This is a genomic window from Ignatzschineria cameli (assembly GCF_003121895.1).
Taxonomy (GTDB): domain Bacteria; phylum Pseudomonadota; class Gammaproteobacteria; order Cardiobacteriales; family Wohlfahrtiimonadaceae; genus Ignatzschineria; species Ignatzschineria cameli.
Genome location: NZ_QEWW01000001.1, coordinates 199,243 through 216,618, shown reverse-complemented (window position 1 = coordinate 216,618; position 17,376 = coordinate 199,243). Strand labels below are relative to the sequence as shown.

Below are 17,376 nucleotides of genomic sequence, written 5' to 3'. Positions count from 1 at the left end.
TTAAGGGGGAAACTCTAGCAGAAAGAGAATTGCCCAATCTGCATCACTCCCTCTCAAAGAGGAGAGTAGCGAAACTGTAGGAATTGAAATGGAGAATAAAAAAGGCGCCTATTTATTTAAAATAAGCGCCTTCTCTTTAAATTAACTAGTCAACTGACCAACAAATTAATTTTAAATTGATTCTCGATTGATTCTTCGATCAACTCTCAATGATTAATCATTGCTCGCAAGAATAAGACGGAGCAAGCTTGAGAAGATATTATAGAGTGCAATATAGATATCTAATGCCACACTAATGTAGTTATCTTCCCCACCTCTTACAACGCTATTGACGCGCCATAAGATAATTGCACCTGAGAATGGGATAATTAACATCGATAGAATCAAGTTAATCATCGGCATTTTTAAGAAGAGGAAGTTAAGCGCAATAGTGATAATCATCACAATTCCTAATGCACCTACATATTTACCAATCGGTGAGAAATCCTTAGTCTTATCGCCACCTAAAATAGCTAAAACCAAGAAGAGACCCGCCGTTCCACCAGCCGCAATACCAATATATTGCCAGCCATTAGTAGACTTAAGCGCCAATGTTAAGAGAGGACCTAACATCATTCCCATCAAGAAGGTAAATACAAACATCAATACTAAACCAGTCACCGATGTCTTATTCGCCTCAATCGCAAAAGAGAGACCGTAAAACGCCACCATAAAACCGATAAAGAAGATAATGGGGCTTGAAACCATTAAATTGAGAACAACATTGGTCTGTACAGAGATAAAAGCACCAATAATTGTTGGGATCAATGAAAGCGCCACTAAAGTATATGCTTGACGCAATACTTTATGCATCCCTTCACGTTGCACACCTGTATAGGCATCTGTTTGATAATAGTTATTCATCTAATTAACTCCTAAGGGTTACTATTAGATCGATCTTTTCAATGACCGATATGTGTCAGAATGAACGAATGTTACTAAACTTAAGGGCTCCTATGCACTATCTCTTTCTGAAAAGCTTCAATCCAATAGAATAAAGATTAGCGGCTTAAAAAGAATTAAGGTGAGTCCGCAAAATACTTTTAATAGACTTTTAATAGACTTTTAATAGAAGCTTTATAGAAACTTATTGCAAAAGAGACCCGCTCTTTCTATCGATTGTATCATCTTTGGTAGAAATTTAGCGAGCCTTTCCGTTGAAATTAACACTAAAAAATGAGATTCTACACTCCATTAAAGTTTATTAGCCTGATCTGATTGATCCCAACTTTCGAGCATAAATTGTCGTGCCCAAGACTAGATATCTACCTTCCAAAATTGCGGTTGCCCTTATCCTTTCGCTACCCGCTCTATCACTGGCCTCTAATCCTATAGCTTGTCAGATCTCTCCCCTTGCTCAACATATTATGCCCGTCGATCAGGTCGCGACAAAAGAGCAAATATTTGTAACTGCTAATGAAGGAAATCTAACCCCTACTAACGCTCATCTCTATGGTGATGTTGAAATTCAATTTGGAAATGAGTGGTTAAGTAGTGATCAATTTGAGATGGATCGTGTTCATCAAATTATCACTTCTGAAGGTAAAGATGTTCGTTACGCAACTCCTAACACCGTTCTTGTCGGTGACCGATTGATTCATAATATTGGCAAGAAAGAGACCTCTGTGACCGCTGCCACCTACTACTTAAAAGCTGGCACCAATATACAAGGTCGAGCTACACAGATTGAACACTTTGATAATACTCAAAAGACACTTCTAAAAGATGCAACTTACTCTGCCTGTTCTGTTGATAATGAGATCTGGAAAATCGATGCTATCGATATCGATATCGATCATACTGCAGGCCGTGCAAAAGCATATAATGCCACTTTTGATGTTTTTGATGTTCCTATACTCTATACGCCCTATATTTCCTATCCGATTGATGGAAAGCGTCATAGTGGGATTCTTTTCCCCGAGTTTGAAATTAGCCGAAGTAGCGGAATTTCCTTCTTTCTCCCCTACTACTTCAATATCGCTCCTAATATGGATGCGATATTAGCGCCTGGTATTATCAGCAAAAGAGGGATAGCAGTTAAAGGTAATCTTCGTTATCTTAATGAATGGCAATATCTTACATTGGAAGGGAGTTATCTTTTCCGAGATAAACTCTACGACAATAAGAAACGATGGCAAATCAAAGCAGAACAAGAACTCAAGTTTGATAAAAATCTAACCGGAAACATTCTCTTTCAAAATGTCTCTGACGATCAATACGCTAAAGATCTTGGCAGACAAACGGGACTATTTGAAGAGGTCACGTTAGAGAGACATGCTGTATTAAATTATCGTACAGAACATTGGACTGCGCTTCTTCGCTTTCAAGACTTTGTTGTTACAGATCGAAATATCGTGCAGAAAAACCCGTATGGACGCTTACCACAACTACTCTTTCAAGGGGGTTGGGATTTTAAGGGATTAGGCTTTGAACTCTATGGTGAATTAGTCCATTTCTCTGCTAAAAATGATCGTTTTTTAGCAGAGAGCGCTAAACACCCTCGAGCAGCTACACGTCTTGATCTGATGCCTACAATAAGCTACCGCTTAGAAAATGCATGGGGTTATATTGAGCCAGCAGCAAGATTTCGCTATACGCAATATCATCTCAATTATCATGATAGAAAATATCAAGCAAATAATAAGACGAGCTTCTCCCGCTCTATGCCGATTTTAAGCTTAGAGTCAGGCTTCTTTTTAGATAAAAACCTTCACCTCTCTAAGCTATTTGGTGGGGGAAATTTCACACAAACATTTGAACCTCGCCTCTTCTACCTCTATGCACCCTATCGCGAGCAGAGTAATATCCCGATCTTCGATACCTCACGAATGAGTTCGAGCTTTGATAATCTCTTCAACTTTAATGACTTTTATGGTGCCGATAGGCAGAGTAATGCTAATCGACTTACAGCTGCTGTAACAACGCGTCTTGTTGAAGATAGTTCCGGCATAGAGCGCTTCTTCCTCTCTCTTGGTCAAACGCGCTACTTTAGCGCGCCAAGAATCACGATGGGAGACGATCGTAAGAAAGGGGACGATGAGATTCGCAAATCAGCTTTAACTGTTGAAACCGGGATTGCTATCACACGCAATCTCTATACAAAAGCTAATCTTGATTGGTCGCCAACTAATAAGCTCATTACATATGGAACTTTTGACCTCAACTATCGACCTGCCTCTGATAAGATTTTCTCCATCAGTTACCAATATAATCGCCCTGATCAAAAAAATTCGGATAAAACAGACCAAATTGATACCTCCTTCTACTGGAGTATCAACAATAAATGGGCAATTGCAGGCCGCTACAACTACATTTTAAGTGAATCAAAGATGATCGATAGCCAATTAGGCTTTGAGTTTCGCGATTGCTGTGTAACAACGAGGGTTGCTGCACGCTACTATCGCAATAATGTCTATGATGAACAAAAACAGTGGCGTGTCTATATCGAATTTGATCTCAACGGTATTGGAAGTGTTGGGCAAAATACTGATGGATTATGGCAAGATAGCATCAACGGCTACTCCTCACGGCAAGGAAAATATTTCTAAGATTATCTAGAATCATCTCAGCGTAGATTTCACGCTAAAGATATGCCGAAATGGGGCTGCTTAATAACTAAATTTTATCAAGCGACACTTTTTTCCTTTTTATTGGAAATAATAAATAGCATTCGCTATAGAAAGCACTAATTGTAAATTTTAGAAATGAACTCCAGCTTTTATCGTGAAAGCATGAATTAAACGCCGATAGATAGTAGACCAATGCTAACGACACTTTCCCTCTATCCATCTTTCTAGCCATCTCTCTATTCCTCTTTCTACCTCTCTTTAATGCCGGCGAGGCTCCCTAAAAATCTTTTAGATCCTCCTACCCTATTTAATATTTAAAAAGGGGTAGCCATATGGGATAAAACGTGTAAAATTCCCCGAACCTCAAATATAAAGTGGGGATTTTATGAGAAGATTCTTTCTCATTTCGATACAAGGGGGCAATAATTCATCTGAATTAACGCGGCTAATTTATCTCTCTTAACATGCCATTAAGACGGCTGGGGGAAATAAACTTATGTTATTAAAAACGAAGGCGTTATCTCCTAACGCTACTACTGCTTCATCCATCTCTTCTCCATCAAGACTACAAAAAACCTTAGTATTATGGCAACTTGTCATGATCGGCCTTGCTTATATGCAACCGATGACTGTCTTTGATACTTTTGGTATTGTTAGTGACCAATCAGGCGGACATGTTCCCACTGCTTACATCATCACCCTTGTGGCAATGATGTTTACAGCGATGAGCTATGGCCAAATGGTGAAATATTATCCATCTGCAGGATCTGCATATACCTACGCACAGAGATCATTAAATCCCAATTTAGGATTCTTGATCGGCTGGTGTACGATGCTCGATTATCTCTTTAACCCGATGATCAATATTCTGCTTGCAACAATCTACCTTAAGACATTAATTAGTGCTGATGTGAGTGTTTGGTTCTATGTCATTCCATTAGCTATCGCAATGACCTATATCAATTACCGTGGTGTTGAGCTTGTCGCAAACGTTAATACCTTAATTGTTTTCTGCCAATTACTTCTTATTGGAATCTTTATTGGTCTAATTATTAAGGGATTAGCATTTGACGATATCGGCGCCGGTACATTGATGAGCACTGAACCTTTCTGGTCTGAAGATATGCAGATTGGTGCAGTTGCAGCAGGTTCGGCAATTCTTTGCTTCTCATTCTTAGGGTTTGATGGGTTAAGCTCTCTTTCAGAAGAGACAAAAGATGCGGCAAAAACAGTGCCAAGAGCGATTCTTCTTACCACTTTAGTGGGCGGAATTATCTTTATCTTCGTCACCTACTTTATGCAACTCTACTTTAAAAACTATACCTTTATCGATCCGGAAGAGAGCCAACCAGAGGTCCTCCTCTATGTTGGGAAAAAGCTATTCCAATCGATCGGCCTTTGGTTAGCGGTATTAGCAGTCTGTGCATCAGGAATTGCCGCACACACGGGGGTATCGAGAATGATGTATGTGATGGGTCGTGATGGAATTTTACCACCTAAAATCTTCGGTTATATCAACCCTAAGTATAAGACCCCATCGATCAATATCATTATTGTGGGATTTATCTGTCTCTTTGCAGGATTCTTCGATCTCAGTTTTGCGCTACATCTCGTCAACTTTGGAGCTTTAACCGCATTCTTCTTCGTTAATCTCTGTGTTGTTGTTCAGTACTATATCCGTGATAATCAACGTTACTCAGTAATGCATAACTTAAACTACCTTCTCTTCCCAATGGCAGGAATGGCGTTTATTATCTATCTCTGGTTTAACCTTGAGTATACAGCGCTTGTGATCGGTATTGTTTGGGGCATGATCGGTTTAGTCTATCTCTCATTTGTAACGAAAGGCTTTACCCAATTCCCGAAAGAGTTCTTAAGTCGCTCACGGACACCAGATGCTTAAGGCAATAGCGCAATGATGAATGGTGTTATTAATACCTGATACCATTCAAAATAATCGCCTAAAGAAGTGATCTGACAATCGTTAGAACTAAAGTAAAAAATAGAAATATAGCAAAAGAGTGGGCGGTTGGAGAAGCGTTCACTCTGCTAAAAAGCCCTCTATAAATTAATAGGTTATAGGGGGCTTTCTCTCTTTTCCGCTTTAATTTCTACTCGATTTTACCTCTCTCCTACATCACTTTCTGAATAAGAAGAGCGATTAATGAGAGAGATTGACCTAATTTTTCTCTTTTCTTTTTTCTCTTTTCGTTACACTGGCCCAATAAATTAATTCAATAGATTAATTTGATACACTGATAGAGCAATAAGAATAATAAGAGTAATAGAATATATATTATGCAAGACTTACAACGAATCCACCCTTTTGAACTTGTTCAATATGAAGAAAATCTCTGGGGAGTCTACTTCCCTGCTCATGACCGTTTTGAGATCTTTGATGATCTAGAGATGGAGATTACCGGGTATACCTGGATCGATATTATTGAATTTTATCTCGAGCATCAGTTAACAGAGCTGCAAGGTGCCTTTCGATATGAACCTAATGAGGAGAGCTGTGAATTGCAGGGCTCTTTCGAAAATATCAAGGGATTTATCCTCAATTTCCGGCCACTCTACTTCAATGATCATGACCTCTCCCTCTTAATCGAGGAGATGCGTGAAGAGTGGTATTAAACGATCATATTCAACTATTTAGGTTTAACTATCCAGGCTTAAATGATCAGATTTAAGCCGTTAAAAGAGAGATTATCAAGTAGAAGGGGTGATATAGGAGCGTGAACATGAAATATTCCATTTTAGATCTAGCCAATATTAATCAAAAAGAGACACCAAGCGATGCATTTCATCGAGCAGCAGCATTAGCGCAACTAGGTGAAGTACAAGGATATTGTCGCTTTTGGGTTGCAGAACACCATAATATGGTGAACATCGCAAGCTCGGCAACTGCAGTCTTAATCGGTTATCTTGCGAGCCAAACAGAGAAGATCCGCTTAGGTTCAGGTGGAATAATGCTCCCTAACCATTCCCCCTTAATGGTCGCTGAGGCTTTTGGCACCTTAGAGAGTCTCTATCCTGGTAGAATCGATCTTGGCGTCGGCAGAGCGCCCGGCACTGATCCACAAACCTCCTATGCTCTTCGCCGAGATCCTTCGCGTGCGGAACATTTTCCCGAGGAAGTGGTTGAATTATTGAACTATTTTCACCCTCAAGATAATCAGCGTATCAATGCGATTCCCGGCATGAATCTCTCGATTCCTGTTTGGATTTTAGGATCTAGCCTCTTCGGCGCACAGCTTGCAGCACACTTAGGACTACCCTATGCATTTGCCGCTCATTTTGCACCCACCCATATGAAAGAGGCGCTCACGCTCTATCGTGAACGCTTCCGTCCTTCGGCATATCTTGATAAGCCCTATGCCATGCTCTGTATGAATGCTGTAATTGCCGATAGCAATGAGGAGGCAGATTATCTCTTCACCACAATGGAACAGAGCTTTACACAATTAATTCGTGATGATCGAAAATTGACACCACCTCCCATTAGCCGAGAGGAGATGGAGCGCTACTGGAATCCTATGGAAAAACGTCACGTCTCCTCAATGTTGCGCATCTCTGCTGTCGGCGACCCTAATCGAGCTAAAAATTTCATCGAAGAACTACTTACAGAGATTGAAGTTGAAGAATTGATGTTTGCCGGCGTGATCTATGAGCAAGAAAAACGCTTAAGATCTTTCCAACTCTTAAGCGAAGTGATGCGAGAGATCAATACCTAAAAAAACGATCTTTCGACTATTAACGACTATTAACAGAGCACTATTAACGCGTCTCTAAAAGAAAGGTTACAGGGCCATCATTGATCAATGAGACCTGCATATCAGCGCCAAAACGGCCCGTTGCGACATGTTCAATCGTAGAGCGGGCAACGGAGATAGCATAGTCGAAGAGCGCTTCACCGAGTGCAGGTGGAGCGGCGGAAGTGAAACTTGGCCGCAAGCCTCTCTCTGTATCAGCCGCTAGGGTAAATTGAGAGACAAGAAGAAGATCACCCTTCGTATCGATCAATGAGAGATTCATCTTCCCCGCTTCATCACTAAATATTCGATATTTAAGCGCTCGCTCAATCCCCTTTTTAACCGTCTCTTCTGTATCAAAAGGTTCGATACCGACAAAGAGTAGCAATCCATTTTTAATCGCGCCGACAACCTCTCCCTCTACTGTGACAGAAGCCTCTTTAACCCTCTGCAATAATAATTTCATCTCTCTTCCTTCAATTGCTGTCGATTACTATCCATATTTATCTACACCAGTATCTGATATCTAATTATTAAGACTAATACTGATATAGATATTGATATTGATATCTTAAGATCCCATTGTACACCTAAGCTCAATTCTAGCTTCGCCCTATTGTCCTATCTAAAGACCCATCTAGTGACCCATTTAACGATCCACTAACCTAGGGTTTGACCGGCAAATTTTGATAGTCGCTACGATAATGCCATAATGCTCAAGGTGATACTCCAGGGAGCTCTTATGATACACAATATTTCTCGATTACAAGATATCCGCTATTGGATTTTTGATATGGATGGTACCCTTACCGTCGCAAAACATGATTTTGCAATGATTCGAAAAGTCCTCGAAGTTGCGGATGATGAAGATATCTTAGACAATTTAGCAGCACTACCAAAAGAAGATCGCCTAGCGCGAGAGCGTTGGCTTGCAGAATATGAATATAAAGTGGCAAAAGCAACAAAAGCGGCGGCTGGCGCGGCTGATCTTTTAGCATATTTAGCAAAGAGATCGACTCACTTTGCGATCCTAACTCGCAATTTACATGCATTAACGGAAATAACGCTCAAGGCTGCAAAAATCGCAGAACACTTTCCACAAGAGTTCATTATTGGTCGTGATACCGCAACTCCAAAGCCAGCACCTGATGGAATCTTAAAGCTTCTTGAGTTATGGCAGATCTCTCCCCAAGAAGCACTGATCATTGGGGATCATGAATATGACTTAGCTGCTGGGAAAAATGCCGGGATTACCACCCTCTTGATCAATCAGCAAGAAAATATCTATCCCGAGCTTGCCGATTATCACTTTACCGACTGCTCAGCGCTTCTCCGTGCCCTACGCGCTTAACTGCTCATTTAAATAATCCTAACAGTCGTGGCTTCTCCCACCACGCGCTATTTTTCACTACGCTTGATAATTAACTTTTAAAGGGTAGAGATTCTACTCTTCGAACAATTGAATGGCTTTGAAAAATATTTCAAAGATCAAAATAGTCAGCAATGATTAGAAATGATCAGAGATGATCAAAAGATTTATCGGGGAGGTATCAAAGAGATGTTAATTGATAGCGTACTTTTAGAACAATTTCAAAAAGAGATTCTAGCACAAGGGGAAGAGGCAACCCTACCGAGCAATCTGCCTCAAAATTGGCTCGACATTCTCTCTTTAGCACTTGAAAAGATCTTAAGCACTCCTGCGGCCAATGCGTTAACACTCTTACTCCCCGAAGATACCCCTTCAAAGTTAATTATTGCGGCAATTACCCCACTTTTAAAGGCAAAGGAAGAGAGAGATCTGCCAATCACCTTAGAGGAGAAAGAGAACCCTTTCCATACCGTGCGAGAACGCTATCCAATTACTAAAAAAATTCTGGAGAGTTACCGCATGGAGTTAGCTTTTGAAGCGATTTCAAGAACGATGGATATTGCGATCAACTCAGCTTCTATTGAGACAATTTTTACCAATCGGGAAGTGATTATTGAGCATAAGCATTAAAAAAATCCTCACTCAATCTCCTATGCTTTAATACTTGAAGATGATCTTTAGGATGATTTCAGCAAAAAAGTGGCTATAATAATAAGCTTTATCTCTGTAAATAGGCGTAAAATCATGAAGCTACTTTTAGTAGATATTGGCAATACCACAGCAGACTTTCGACTCTATAACGCTAAAGATGGCTCTTTAACGCCCCTAATTAGACCGCTGAGCCAGGATAGTGTCTTAAGCGATACCGCAGCGATAAAGAGAAAATTAGACCAATTTGAGATCTCTTTTGACGCTGTTGTCTATGTCTCTGTTGTCCCGGATCTCAATAGTTTGATTCGCGCAATTGCCGACCTCTACCAAATTCCCGTCTATAGTCTCCGTCATGATCTGCCGGTCGATTGGTCCCGCTTCTCCCTTAAAAACATCCATCTCTTAGGTGCTGATTTTGTCGCTAATTTCTATGGCGTTGAAGCAGCATATCAATATCAAAATTGTGCGGTTGTTGCACTAGGAACTGCGACAACGATCTTTGTTGTAGAGAATGGAAAATTTGTAGGTACAACGATCTCTCCCGGCATTCAATCGAGCCTTCAAGGTCTCTTTGCTCAAGCCGCGCTCCTTTCAGAGATGGATTATGCTCTACAAGAAGGAGTATTAGGATTTAATACATTTGAATCGATCAGTATCGGAACAATTAATGGCCACTACCATATGATTATGGGGCTTATTGCCGAGATTAAGAAGCGCTATCCGATTGAAAAGATCCTCTTTACCGGCGGTAATCTCCATTACTACGCAGATGCCCCTTTTAAAGGAGAGATCATCTTTGATGAGACCTTAATCTTTAAAGGTTTAGTCTATCTCTACCATCAATTACATTCCGAATTACACTCCGAGCAGCGTTCCGATCATTCGGCAACTGCTATTGTAGAAAATCGTCCACAGGGTGATTTAGAAGAGAACGCTCAATCAAAACGCGCGATTTAAGATTTAAGATTTAAGATTTAAAGAGGATATTGATGTTAAAGACACCTAAGTTTTGGCAAAAAAAGAGGGGAATCTCAACACTTCTTCTTCCACTCTCTTACCTTTATCATCTTATCTCACAATATGATCTACAAAAACGGGCAAAGAGAGCCCAAAAGCTTCCTCGCCCAACCATTGTGATTGGCAATATCAATGTGGGCGGCACAGGAAAAACGCCTACAACGATCACATTAACAAAAGCATTACAAGCTCGTGGATTGACAGTCGGGATTCTCTCAAGAGGGTTTGGGCGCAAAGATCGATCGCTACAGATTGTAACACCTCACTCTACCGTTCAAGAGATTGGCGATGAGCCCTACTTGATCTACCAAAAAACAAAAGCGCCTATGGCAATCTACTCTCATCGTTACGAGGCAGGTCTTGCGCTACTGAAAGCGAATCCCCATATCGACTGCTTTATCTGTGATGATGCCTTACAGCATCGGCAATTAGAGCGAGATATAGAGATTATTGTGGTCGGCGCTCAAGGATTTGGAAATGGTCGCTTATTACCTGCCGGCCCCTTAAGAGAACCTATAAACCGTCTCCAGAGGGTAGATTTTATTATCTGCAACCAGATCTTTCCTAACGAATTAATACAGCAGATAGCAAGTTTTTCAGGCAGATCGAAAGTATTCGATCAGACCAAGATTATTCCGCTTAAAGCAGAATTAGATGATGCAGTTTCACTCCATAATCCTGCATTAAAACGCTCGCTTGAGACTTTTCAACCCCCTTTAAGCGCCATTGCCGGCATTGCTCATCCGGAAAACTTCTATCAGATGCTGCGCGCAAGAGGGCTTCAATTGACCACAAAGAGCTTTCCTGATCATCACCAGATTGAAGAGCATGAGCTCGCAACACTTCCTCCTCCCATCCTTATGACAGAGAAGGATGCTACAAAATGTCAGCACTTTAAAATGGATAATCTCTGGGCAGTTCCACTAAAAAATGAGCTCCCGGATCATTTTATTGATACACTGCAAAGAAAAATAATGGCAAATGATCGATAGCTCTGTTTCTATATAACATCCCCAATCTATTTATCTACATTACAAACATTACGATCTATATTACTATCTAATATTTACTATCTATGTTGCTCTGTCGATTCTAACGACAAGCTCTAGAATGATTATTCAATAATAGCTAACAGATAACTGATCGATAACTTACATCTGCGGTATCGGCTGCATCGGCGCTTACTTCGCTACTTGTTAGCTGACCCCTACTTGTCGCTATTTATAACCATTTATCATCGTTTATAATCACTTGTCATCACTTCAACTCTAGCCTTGCAATCGTAATTATTAGCCCCATAATAAACTTTATGTTGCAATAGATATTGCGGTTGATATCGCTCTAGTGACAATATTGCAACGAATAATAAAACTGATCATCAATCATCGTGATAAATGTGGGATAACGAAATAATGAAATGATCAAATCATGAGATTATAAAGTTATGACAAGATGCAACAACGGTGTGTTGAAGGATCGGAGTATCGATATAATATCGATATAATTAATACAAATAATAAAACAAACAATAAAAGCGAATGATAACATTCGCCATAAAATAACAAGTAGGAGCTTTTATGAGCCACTCAAACTTTCACTCAACAACAACATTTACCCTCAATGATTCAACGCGCTTAGTCCGCCGCCTCTGCAAACATTGGGCACATAAACTTACAACCGAATATAATGAAGAAGAGAGTAAGGTCGATTTTGGAGATGGCAAAGTTGCCCTCTTCTATCCACAAGAGAGATCCCTTACCATTAAACTTACAACGCCAACTGAATCAGAATTAGAAACCATTCAATCTGTGATCGATCGCCATATTGAGCGCATGATCCCAGAAGATGAGAAGATCGATATTCAGTGGCAGTCATCCCTATAAGGAAAAGACATCAGTGAATGATATCCAAAAAAATTTAGAGTACTTTGCACAATATTATGAGAATGATGCCGAGTACGCAGCACAAAAAGAACAATATGGCAGAGCGATCCCGAGCCGCTCTTTTATTTTAGAATTATTACAAAATCATCCAAATCTCGATTTTGATGAGCTTGCTCGTATCTTTAAGCTTCGTAAAAATTGGGAGCTTGATGCATTAGAGAGCCGGATTAATGCCATGATCCGTCAAGGCTCTCTCTATCTAGATAAAGCAGATAAATTACAAATTATCGATAGTAGCGAGCGCTTTATCGGTGAGGTCTCCGGTCATGCTGAAGGATATGGCTATCTCGATCTTGAAGGGGGTGGCTCCTTCTATATCCCGCCGCATGAGATGAAAAAAGTTCTCCATGGCGACCGGATCGAGGTCTCTATTGCCGGCATCGATAATCGTGGACGCAGAATTGCGAAAGTAGAGAGAATTCTCGAACATAAACTACATGAGTTTATCGGGCGCTTCTATCGTGAGAAGGGGATTAACGTTGTTATCTCTGAAAATCGTAAAATCACAACAGAATTTTTTGTAGATGATGCGAAGAGTCTAAAAGCAAAAAACTTCGACCTTGTTCGGGTAAAAATCGATAGCTATCCTTCTGATGGTGTATCTCCTAAAGCTGAAGTGTTAGAGGTATTTGGGGAAGAGATGACGATCGATATCGAGATTATGCAGGCCATTTTAGAGCATAATATTCCCCATCAATTCACTCAATCATGCGAAGCTGAGGTTGAGACAATTCCTTCAGAGGTGACTCCTGAAGAGATGAAGGGGCGAAAAGATTATCGCGATCTCCCACTAGTGACCATCGATGGAATTACCGCTCGTGACTTTGATGATGCGGTCTACTGTGAACCCCTTAAAAATGGGCACTATAAGCTCTATGTCGCTATTGCTGACGTTGCCCACTACGTTAAACGAGACTCAGCGATTGATCAGGATGCCTATCTTCGTTCAACATCGGTCTACTTCCCCAATTATGTCGTTCCGATGCTGCATCCGAAGCTCTCTAATGGGATCTGCTCACTCAACCCTGATGTCGATCGCTTAACGATGGTTGCAGAACTGACGATTAACCAAGAGGGTGATCTCGTTGAGTATCAATTCTTTGAAGGAGTGATGCGCTCTCATGCTCGTTTAACTTATGAATTAGTGCAAAAAGTGATCGATGGTGATGAGATTCTGCGCGAAAGCTATCAGACGCTTGTCCCCCATCTCGATCATCTCTATGCGCTCTATAAAATATTACGAAGAGCGCGGGAAGCACGTGGAACGATCGACTTTGACACCGTTGAGACGCTCATTCTCTATGATAATGATGGTGAGATTGAGAAGATTGTCCCCGATGCCCGATTCGATGCACATAAGATTATTGAAGAGTGCATGATCACCGCTAATATTGCCGCGGCAAAAATGATTGAATCCTCTCCACTCTCGGCGCTCTATCGTGTCCATCCAAAGCCCGATAGTAAAAAATTGCTTGCCTTAAGAGACTTTCTCAAAGAGTTTGGACTCGGTCTTGCCGGCGCAAGTGAGCCCTCGCCGATGGATTTTGCAGAGACCCTCAATGCGGCAAAAGAGTTACCGGCATTCAATATGATTCAGACAGTAATGTTACGCTCTCTGAGTCAAGCGGTATATCAACCGGAAAATGAGGGGCATTTTGGTTTAGCATTAAGCCACTATGCACACTTTACCTCGCCGATTCGTCGTTATCCTGACCTGATTGTGCATCGAGCAATTAAATTAATTCTTCAGAAAGGGGATTTTAATCAATTTTATCCGGAAGCGCATATGGTTCATATGGGCGAACATACCTCAATGTGTGAACGCCGTGCCGATGATGCCACACGCGATGTGATGGATTGGTTAAAAGCAAAATACCTTCAACGCTTTATTGGAGATGAATTTGACGGCACAATCACAAGCATTACAAGCTTTGGAATCTTCGTTGAGCTCGATAATATCTTTATCGAAGGATTGGTTCATATCTCCCAAATGACCGATGATTACTACATCTATGATGAGACAAAACATCGTTTAATTGGTGAGAGAACGCGTCAACAATATCGCCTAAGTGATAAGGTTCGTGTAAAGGTTCTTGAATCGAATCCCGAAACAAAACATATCGACTTTGAGCTCATTTCAGCAGTTGGTCATGATAATAGTGCTGAGAATGGTAATAAGAATAAAAATGGCAATAAAAATAGCAATCAGAATAACGGGAAGAATCTAGGTGATCGTCCGGTTCCTAAAAAGCGAAAGCAACGCGCCAATGATGAGCGGAAAGGGAGTGATAAAAAGCGCCTTAAAGCGGGATCCCAAAAGAGCCGTCGTCGTAAAAAAACGAAGTAAGAGGAGGAGATAGAACTTCTCTCTCCATTTGGACTTCTATCTCTATTCCTCCTATCTATTTCATTGCTATGGCTGAGTTACGCAAAATTATTCATATCGATATGGATGCTTTCTATGCATCGATTGAGCAGCATGATCACCCTGAATATCGAAAGAAGCCACTTGTTGTGGGCTTCTCTGAAGGACGGGGAGTGATTGCTGCTGCAAGCTATGAAGCAAGGGCATTTGGGATTCATTCTGCCATGCCTACTAAACGTGCCTTAGAGCTCTGCCCTGACCTAATCTTTGCGGCACCTCGATTCGCTCGTTATCGTGAGGTTTCACAACAGATTCGGCAGATCTTCTATCGTTATACCCCACTCGTTGAACCGCTTGCGCTTGATGAAGCCTATCTCGATGTCACCCACAATCTACAAAATATTTCCTCAAGTCGAGAGATTGCTTTAAAGATTAAGGATGAGATCGAAAAAACGCTGGGATTAACCGCCTCTGCTGGCATCTCTTATAATAAATTTCTTGCCAAAATTGCCTCTGATGTTAAAAAGCCCAATGGTCTCTTTGAGATCACACCGGAAGAGGCAATCCCATTTCTCGCCCAATTGCCGATTGAAAAATTTTTTGGTGTAGGAAAAGTCACTGCCCAAAAGATGCATAAAATGGGCATTAAAAATGGTGCTGATCTCCAGAGATTGGAAAAGTCAGCCTTGATCGAAAAATTTGGAAAAGCGGGAGAGAGCTATTTTTACTATGCTCAAGGGATCGATCGGCGTGCTGTTGATCCTGATCAGCCCCAAAAATCACTCGGTGTAGAAGAGACCTTCTTTAATGATCTTCTCCTTAAAGAATCTGTGATTGAAGAGCTTGAAATCATTGCGCAAGAGTTGATTCGCCGCGCGCTCAAGAGTCAGTTTATCGGTCGTAACTGTACACTTAAACTGCGCTATAAAGATTTTACACAGACATCAAGAAGCGTCACTACCCATTTCCCTTTAGGTGAGAGCTTAACCGAGCTCTGGTCTGTTGCACTCTACCTACTAGAGAGGATTGACCTAAACCCTAATAAGGGAATCCGTTTAATGGGGCTCTCTATCACCAATATTGACTTGGAAAAAGAAGCGCTCAATTGTGAGCTCAATCAGCGGCATCTCCCTCTCTAAAGCCTTCAAAACATCCCTCAAAGCCTCAACTTAACCACTTCTCTGCCAGCGCCTCTTTCCACCAATTAAGCGCTAATCCTTCATCATGGGTGCGCCACGCAAGATAGAGCGTCTCCTCTCGATACCCCTGTACAACCTCTCGAGTTACCAAGGTGCCGGCATCAAGATAAGCTTGCGCCTGCTTTTTAGGAAGAAAACCGTGACCGACCCCGGCAACTTGTAGCGCGATTTTATCTTCTAATCTATTCACTGTAATCATCTTTTCCCACTCATGTGGCGTCCGTTGCCGCTTAGGTAGTGTGCGTGCGCTATCTGACAACATAATTGCTGGGTATTTTAGAAGATCATGTTTTGTAAGTGGCGCCTCTTTTTTCGCTAAAGGATGATGTGGTGCAACAGCGAAGATAAAGGGAACAACGCCGATGGGATAGGTACGATAACCGCCACCAGAAGGCCCTTCTCCCACTGCGACAATAATATCTGCGCGGAATTTTAAGAGCGCTTCCCAGGCTCCCATCATCACCTCTCGGCGAATATTGAGCTCAGTTGCCACAGTTGAGTTTTTAAAGCGACTAAAGAGCGGCATAATCTCTTCTAGTGGGAAAAGCTCATCAAAAACAATATTGAGTTCAACCTCTACACCGCCAGCCATCTTTTGCAATCGCGCTTCAAGATCGGTCACCGCCCCTAATAGAATACGCCCCTCTTCAAGCAGTAGCTCTCCTATAGAAGTCAGGATAAGCTGATCCTCCCTCTGTTCAAAGAAGGTGAGCCCCATCTTCTTCTCAATCGCTCTAATCTCTTCAATTAAGGTTGCTGCCGGTGTTTGTAATATCTCAGAGGCTTGCTCATATGAGTTCACCTCAGCGATTGTATCGATGATTCTGATCGCTTCTAATGTTAACTCCATCTACTATCTCCCTTATGCTTCACATTTACCTATTACTCTTTACCTATTAACCTACTAACCGTTCTCTATTAATACTTACCCATAATACTTACCAATTAATACTTACCGATTAATACTGACTATTAATACCTAATTATTAAAGATCTATCAGAAGGTGTATGGGCGAATGTTACCTACCCTCTTAACTTCATAGAAGTCGGTTATCGATAGCCTTAAAAAAACGATCTACCTCTCTGATAGATCGTTCTATTTTTAGCTTCGATACCTTTAAGATCCACTTAAAGGATACTCTCGCTATCATTCGATAATATTAAATACCGTAAATACCAGCGATAACGATCGTAATTATGCCCTTAAGCGTAGTGAAATTAGAGCGTGCAACCACCACCGGTACAACCTGTATCTTCCACAACTTCTGGCGCTGTTGTATCAATTGGATTATCAGAGTTTGCCGTAACTCCCTCATAGAGGTTATCGAGATCAAATGTTAAATCATCTAATTCTTCACTCATTTTTAGACTCCTTGACCCTAGTTCAGAAAGAGCCCCTATTGTATAAAATTATGACGCACTTCACAGCTCTAAATGTAGGCGAAGAGAAATATGCTAAACTGAACGGTATC

15 protein-coding genes are annotated in these 17,376 nt (G+C 41.1%); 11 read left to right on the top strand and 4 right to left on the bottom strand.

Annotated elements, in window-relative coordinates:
- Nucleotides 1–213 precede the first annotated feature (213 nt).
- Entirely contained in the window at nucleotides 214–903 is a 690-nt protein-coding gene (locus DC077_RS00825; RefSeq protein WP_109201428.1) for a Bax inhibitor-1 family protein, read from the bottom strand.
- Between the two features lie 383 nt (nucleotides 904–1,286).
- Between DC077_RS00825 and DC077_RS00820 the strand changes: the two genes are divergently transcribed.
- The 4 genes from DC077_RS00820 (at nucleotide 1,287) to DC077_RS00805 (ending at nucleotide 7,342) form a co-directional block, all read left to right on the top strand.
- The gene (locus DC077_RS00820; RefSeq protein WP_133243411.1) at nucleotides 1,287–3,587 is read left to right on the top strand and encodes an LPS-assembly protein LptD; all 2,301 of its coding nucleotides are present in this window, start codon (nucleotides 1,287–1,289) and stop codon (nucleotides 3,585–3,587) included.
- A gap of 517 nt (nucleotides 3,588–4,104) precedes the next feature.
- Complete coding sequence (locus DC077_RS00815) at nucleotides 4,105–5,511, top strand: APC family permease (protein ID WP_109201426.1); 1,407 nt, start codon at nucleotides 4,105–4,107, stop codon at nucleotides 5,509–5,511.
- A gap of 395 nt (nucleotides 5,512–5,906) precedes the next feature.
- Complete coding sequence (locus DC077_RS00810; protein WP_109201425.1) at nucleotides 5,907–6,242, top strand: hypothetical protein; 336 nt, start codon at nucleotides 5,907–5,909, stop codon at nucleotides 6,240–6,242.
- A gap of 107 nt (nucleotides 6,243–6,349) precedes the next feature.
- On the top strand, nucleotides 6,350–7,342 hold the full coding sequence (locus DC077_RS00805) for an LLM class flavin-dependent oxidoreductase (RefSeq protein ID WP_109201424.1): 993 nt from the start codon (nucleotides 6,350–6,352) through the stop codon (nucleotides 7,340–7,342).
- Between the two features lie 43 nt (nucleotides 7,343–7,385).
- Here the strand turns inward: DC077_RS00805 and dtd are convergent, their stop codons facing one another.
- Nucleotides 7,386–7,826: a D-aminoacyl-tRNA deacylase gene (dtd, locus tag DC077_RS00800; RefSeq protein WP_109201423.1), complete on the bottom strand. Its 441-nt coding sequence runs from the start codon at nucleotides 7,824–7,826 to the stop codon at nucleotides 7,386–7,388.
- A 276-nt stretch (nucleotides 7,827–8,102) separates the two neighbouring features.
- On the opposite strand from dtd, the gene DC077_RS00795 reads away from it, so the two are divergent.
- The 7 genes from DC077_RS00795 (at nucleotide 8,103) to dinB (ending at nucleotide 15,844) form a co-directional block, all read left to right on the top strand.
- The gene (locus DC077_RS00795; RefSeq protein ID WP_109201422.1) at nucleotides 8,103–8,711 is read left to right on the top strand and encodes an HAD family hydrolase; all 609 of its coding nucleotides are present in this window, start codon (nucleotides 8,103–8,105) and stop codon (nucleotides 8,709–8,711) included.
- A 207-nt stretch (nucleotides 8,712–8,918) separates the two neighbouring features.
- Nucleotides 8,919–9,359: a hypothetical protein gene (locus DC077_RS00790; RefSeq protein ID WP_109220168.1), complete on the top strand. Its 441-nt coding sequence runs from the start codon at nucleotides 8,919–8,921 to the stop codon at nucleotides 9,357–9,359.
- A 114-nt stretch (nucleotides 9,360–9,473) separates the two neighbouring features.
- The gene (locus tag DC077_RS00785) at nucleotides 9,474–10,337 is read left to right on the top strand and encodes a type III pantothenate kinase (RefSeq protein WP_109201420.1); all 864 of its coding nucleotides are present in this window, start codon (nucleotides 9,474–9,476) and stop codon (nucleotides 10,335–10,337) included.
- A 32-nt stretch (nucleotides 10,338–10,369) separates the two neighbouring features.
- The gene (lpxK, locus tag DC077_RS00780) at nucleotides 10,370–11,389 is read left to right on the top strand and encodes a tetraacyldisaccharide 4'-kinase (protein ID WP_109201419.1); all 1,020 of its coding nucleotides are present in this window, start codon (nucleotides 10,370–10,372) and stop codon (nucleotides 11,387–11,389) included.
- A gap of 585 nt (nucleotides 11,390–11,974) precedes the next feature.
- A complete protein-coding gene (locus DC077_RS00775; protein ID WP_109201418.1) occupies nucleotides 11,975–12,280 on the top strand; it encodes a DUF2218 domain-containing protein in 306 nt (101 codons plus the stop codon).
- Between the two features lie 13 nt (nucleotides 12,281–12,293).
- Nucleotides 12,294–14,687: a ribonuclease R gene (gene rnr, locus DC077_RS00770; RefSeq protein WP_157953460.1), complete on the top strand. Its 2,394-nt coding sequence runs from the start codon at nucleotides 12,294–12,296 to the stop codon at nucleotides 14,685–14,687.
- 68 nt (nucleotides 14,688–14,755) lie between these two features.
- The gene (gene dinB / locus DC077_RS00765) at nucleotides 14,756–15,844 is read left to right on the top strand and encodes a DNA polymerase IV (protein WP_109201416.1); all 1,089 of its coding nucleotides are present in this window, start codon (nucleotides 14,756–14,758) and stop codon (nucleotides 15,842–15,844) included.
- Nucleotides 15,845–15,869: 25 nt separating this feature from the next.
- On the opposite strand, the gene DC077_RS00760 is transcribed toward dinB, so the two are convergent.
- A complete protein-coding gene (locus DC077_RS00760) occupies nucleotides 15,870–16,754 on the bottom strand; it encodes a LysR substrate-binding domain-containing protein (RefSeq protein WP_109201415.1) in 885 nt (294 codons plus the stop codon).
- A gap of 368 nt (nucleotides 16,755–17,122) precedes the next feature.
- Nucleotides 17,123–17,266 carry a hypothetical protein gene (locus DC077_RS10790; RefSeq protein WP_157953459.1) on the bottom strand — a complete coding sequence of 48 codons (144 nt, stop codon included), beginning with the start codon at nucleotides 17,264–17,266 and terminating at the stop codon, nucleotides 17,123–17,125.
- Nucleotides 17,267–17,376 lie beyond the last annotated feature (110 nt).